Raw genomic sequence first — 4617 nt, 5'->3', positions numbered from 1 at the left:
CCACTGGAAAGCTACATAGTATATTCTTGCCCCAACAATCGCTGAAGGCACGCCAATCAGGAGCAAATCCATGAAAAAGTCAGGGATAATCTTGAATCGTTTCCCTTCTTGAATCGCCAATATGAGCCCGATTAATGCTGCTGTACCTAAAATAATACCGTACCACCGGACATGAATGGGTCCAAGGGAGAACGCAACACTTTCTAACATATTTTCACTCCTTCATATATAAGCTGTCTCTCTACCAAAATCTCAATCAAAATCTTCATAATCTTCATTTAGCGATTCCGTCAGTTTATTCGTAAACTGGAGTGCCGCGTTATACCCCATCCGCTTCAATCGATAGTTCATCGCCGCTACTTCTACGATAACCGCTAAATTTCGTCCAGGTCGTACTGGGATCGTAACGAGCGGTAGATCCGTGTCGATGATCCGTGTAAGCTCCTCATCCAAGCCTAAACGATCATACTGCTTGTCCTGCTGCCAATTCTCCAATTTCACCACGACAGAAATTTTCTTTACATTGCGAACCGCTCCAGCGCCGAATAACGTCATCACATTGATAATACCGACCCCGCGGATTTCGAGCAAATGGCGGATCAATTCCGGCTAGCTGCTCTACCCGGTTTCTACGAACACCTGTCGTTAACATCTCCATGAAGGTGATTTCTGTCTTTCCTAGCATTTGGATACGTTCTCTCGGATGATAATTGAAATATCCCGCCATCTCGAGACCCGGACGGTACAAATCTCCGGTTGTTATCGCACGTTTAAGCCCAGATTCACCTGCAAGAACCTCCATATGGAGTTGTTCCACTAACTCGGAAACCTTCACCTTTTTGGCCATCGTCCTATCTCCTCTGCGTTTTGCCTGAGCAAAACCTGCTTCATCTGCTCATATTCATTTCTTTCTAATAGTTTCATCGTAATGGAATACGATATCGAAATCAACTAAAGTGTTTGCAAACTACCTGTTTCTCTTCAAACAGCAAAAAAGCCAGCCGATCACGGCTGGCCTTTCAGTTCCAAACTTATTTAACTAAGATGGACAATGTGGACTCTTTATCGAAGAAATGAACTTTGTTCATATCCAAAGCCAACTTCACGTTTGTGCCTTCTTTGATTCCGGAACGGCCATCTACACGTGCGATAACTGTGTTAGAGCCGATACCGTTCAGGTACAAGTACATTTCGTGACCCAAGTTCTCAGTCAACTCAACGTTTACGTTGAATACTGTGTTCGGGGAAGCTTCCAAGAATACTGGCTCTTCGTGAATGTCTTCTGGACGAACTCCCAGAATCACTTCTTTACCAACATATCCTTTGTCTTTCAGTACTTGTGCTTTACCAGCTGGAACTTCAACGTTAACAGTGCCTGCTTTGAAGAAAATTCCGCTTCCTTCTTGTGTCAATGTACCTGTCATGAAGTTCATGGATGGAGATCCGATGAAGCCCGCAACGAAGATGTTCACTGGGAAGTTGTAGATTTCTTCAGGTGTAGCTGCTTGTTGAATGATACCTTTATCCATAACAACGATGCGATCGCCCATTGTCATTGCTTCGATTACTTGTGGCTCACGAACGATCGCACGACCCAAAGCAACACGTTGGCGTTGACCACCGGAAAGAGCTTTTGGTTTGCGGTCCAGCAAGTGAACGATATCCAAGATTTTCGCTGCTTCGCGAACGCGAGCATCGATATCAGCTTTTTTGAATTTACGAAGTTTCAAACCGAATGCCATGTTTTGATAAACAGTCATATGCGGGTAAAGGGCATAAGATTGGAAAACCATCGCGATATCGCGGTCTTTAGGAGCGACATCATTAACTAGGCGGTCTCCGATGTAAAGTTCACCCTCAGTGATTTCCTCTAATCCTGCGATCATACGAAGAGTTGTGGATTTTCCGCAACCGGATGCTCCAACCAATACGACGAACTCTTTATCTGCAACTTCAAGATGGAAATCTTTAACTGTAGATTCTTCTGCACCAGAATATCTTTTAACGATATGATTTAAACGTACGCCTGCCATGTGTTCATTCCCCCTACGGTTTATCGATGTACACTACTTGTTCATCAACTTTTGACTATACTCATCTTACCCCACGAAGGCCGGACTGACTATGCACAATACCTACAAAAAAATCACTTTCTTTTCGTTACTTTGTACAATAATAGTGCGAGTCTCACTAATACCGCGTGATTGAACGTCCGGACATCCAGTCCGGTCTCATTTTTGAACTTGTCCAATCGATATAATAGTGTGTTCCTATGAATATAAAGCTTCTTCGCAGTTTCACTAACATTGCAGTCTAATGTAAAGAAATGTTCAAGCGTTGTAACAGTCTCCGTATCCAGCGCATGATCCGTGCCGCGCAGCACCTGTTCGAGGAATTCTGCCTTTTCTTCTTCCTCAATGAGATGCAGCAGCTTCTCCAAACGAAGCTCCCAACGAAGATGAATGAAGCTTCCTACATGAAAGGAACGGCCCAACATGATTGTTTCCCTTAGCTTGAGAATGGTGGCAAACAGCGATTTCGCGGGTTTCACTGGATAATCGATGGCAAGATGACACTCTCCCACCCATTCATTGGCGAGCATCTCATATAAACCTGAACCTAGGGCATCTAGAATTTGTTCTACACTTTCTTCTTCGTCGCCCTCGCGTTCCTCACTACCGCTTGTTAATAGACCTTCCGGCGCTAGAATCAGCCATTCTTTGTCCATCAAAGGAATCAGAATGATTTCCGATTCAAAGAAAGATTCCAGCAGCTTCTTCAGCTCGGCGTAAGAAACGCTTTGGCTTTGGGAGTAATCCCCGTATAAGAGCAGCGGAATTTTCGTTGAATACAGGGAGGATTGTGAGGCAAGCGCATCCGGAAGTTCCGCATAAGTTGAACCGAGTTCCATTTGCTGAAGCAGCCAATCCCTTAACTGATGAGCTTTTCTTTCATCTTCAGACAGGTAAGTGCCACGCTGCTTCTTTTCCTGTGTTTGCTTGGACTCAACCGTCATTTCGACGAGTTTACGCTCTGATGCCGTCAGCTTGGCTCCAGTTACCTGTAATACGCGTATATCCTTGTGTTCCTTGGCTAGATAAAACAACACATCTTGCCCACGTTCAATGCTTCGACAAAAGCTCGCCGGATGTTCGGCTTGATCTTCGGATAAGTGCAACCAATCTGCTTCAGAGATCAAACCAATGTGCATAGGTGTCTGTAAAACCGCTTCCAAACGTTCTTTTATGCGCTCCCAATCCATCTGCGTCTCTCCTTAATCCTAGCTTCTTCTATCTCTATCTCTCTATTGTACCATATATGGCAGGTTTCATGGAAAAGAACCCTCCTGCAACTAGGCTGCAAAAGAGTTCTCTTTCATTAATATCTTTTCTTCTAGTCTAAAACGCGACGTGCCGTCACGTAATGATCCGCCCACCACTCTTTGTTTATGGAAGTAAATTTAACGCCGCCTTCACCATACGTATGGATCATCATACCATCGCCTACATAAATCCCGACATGGCCAATATTTTTCCCTGAATCCACTGTTGTAAAGAAAACTAAGTCGCCAGTCTGCAAATTGCTTTTGCTCACTAACTTACCTTCTTTGGCTTGATCGCGAGATACCCGCGGCAGCGTAATTCCGTACTGAGCAAACACTGTTTTCACAAAAGATGAACAATCCATCGTTTTGGTCTGTCCATAAGGTGCTCCGAAGACATACGGTGTGCCTAAATATTTCTGAGCAGTCAAAATAAGCTCTGCTTTCAAACGATCCTTGGAGGAAAGAATGCTTTTCCCACCAATGAAACTACTCTTATAGTCACTTACACTGCGAGTGACGACTTCGTCTTTGCTCTGGGAAGACATGACCATTTTACCTTGACCGACATAGATCCCAGCATAAGATGGCTTCTCGCCACTGCCAAAGAACAAGACGTCACCTGGTTCCGCTTTGGAAATATCCGTAATTTTCTTTTTATCCATTTTAAATTGATCAGCAAGCGTTCTTGGAATTGAGTACTCCAACGTTTGGTAGACATAATAAATCAAGCCCGAGGAATCAAACCCCGCACCTGGTGTTTCGCTACTTTTGGAATAATCGACTCCTACCATTTTCTTCGCTAGTGAAACTGCGTCCATATCATCGTTAGCGGCGTATGCGGAAATAGCGGTTGTCGCTGACAGAGCAATCGTTATCGCTGCCGTAATCCCAACTGTGCGTCTTGCAAGAATCTTTATCATCTTAAATCCTCCAGTACGTATTTGTTAGTAGATATGGAAAAGTCCATTTAATCTAGTATAAGATTACCATGTCTATGAAAAGTCTTTCATTCCTAAAATGTTTCCTATCCCGCACATGTTTGGCAAACCTAACAAATCTTTCATCCACACTCATTAAAGGTGGCATACTCATAAACTTCGTATTTTTGGAAATAATTGTACAAGGGATATTCGTTCTATAGGAGGTACTACATATGGTTTGGACGCAATGGTCTTTGGACCGTGTCATCATTCTCTTAGTTGGAGTCGCCTATCTCCTCTTATGGATCCAAGTGACTTTATCGCACTATCGTCAAAATTTTCATAAGAAAATAATGTGGAGTCCTGTTATCC

Annotated in this window: 4 protein-coding genes and 1 pseudogene; all 5 read right to left on the bottom strand. The window is 43.7% G+C overall.

Annotated elements, in window-relative coordinates; translation table 11 throughout:
- A partial coding sequence (locus AC1DUA_RS31565; RefSeq protein ID WP_477503505.1) for a prolipoprotein diacylglyceryl transferase family protein occupies positions 1 to 210 on the bottom strand: 210 nt, incomplete at its 3' end.
- 42 nt (positions 211 to 252) lie between these two features.
- Positions 253 to 847 (bottom strand): annotated as a pseudogene (locus AC1DUA_RS31560) (hypothetical protein).
- Positions 848 to 1031: 184 nt separating this feature from the next.
- Complete coding sequence (locus AC1DUA_RS31555) at positions 1032 to 2033, bottom strand: ABC transporter ATP-binding protein (RefSeq protein WP_477503504.1); 1002 nt, start codon at positions 2031 to 2033, stop codon at positions 1032 to 1034.
- Positions 2034 to 2146: 113 nt separating this feature from the next.
- On the bottom strand, positions 2147 to 3262 hold the full coding sequence (locus tag AC1DUA_RS31550) for a PucR family transcriptional regulator (protein WP_477503503.1): 1116 nt from the start codon (positions 3260 to 3262) through the stop codon (positions 2147 to 2149).
- Positions 3263 to 3393: 131 nt separating this feature from the next.
- Positions 3394 to 4245, bottom strand: a complete 852-nt coding sequence (locus AC1DUA_RS31545; RefSeq protein ID WP_477503502.1) for an NlpC/P60 family protein — start codon at positions 4243 to 4245, stop codon at positions 3394 to 3396.
- Between the last annotated feature and the right edge of the window lie 372 nt (positions 4246 to 4617).

This window comes from Paenibacillus sp. 01T422, assembly GCF_056398785.1.
Note: the sequence above shows the minus strand (reverse complement) of the source record. Positions and strands in the feature narration are given on the sequence as shown.

What these genes read in the sequence shown, in the direction of transcription:
- AC1DUA_RS31555 (WP_477503504.1), bottom strand. Translation starts at nt 2,033, where the DNA reads ATGGCAGGCGTACGTTTAAATCATATCGTTAAAAGATATTCTGGTGCA.
- AC1DUA_RS31550 (WP_477503503.1), bottom strand. Translation starts at nt 3,262, where the DNA reads ATGGATTGGGAGCGCATAAAAGAACGTTTGGAAGCGGTTTTACAGACA.
- AC1DUA_RS31545 (WP_477503502.1), bottom strand. Translation starts at nt 4,245, where the DNA reads ATGATAAAGATTCTTGCAAGACGCACAGTTGGGATTACGGCAGCGATA.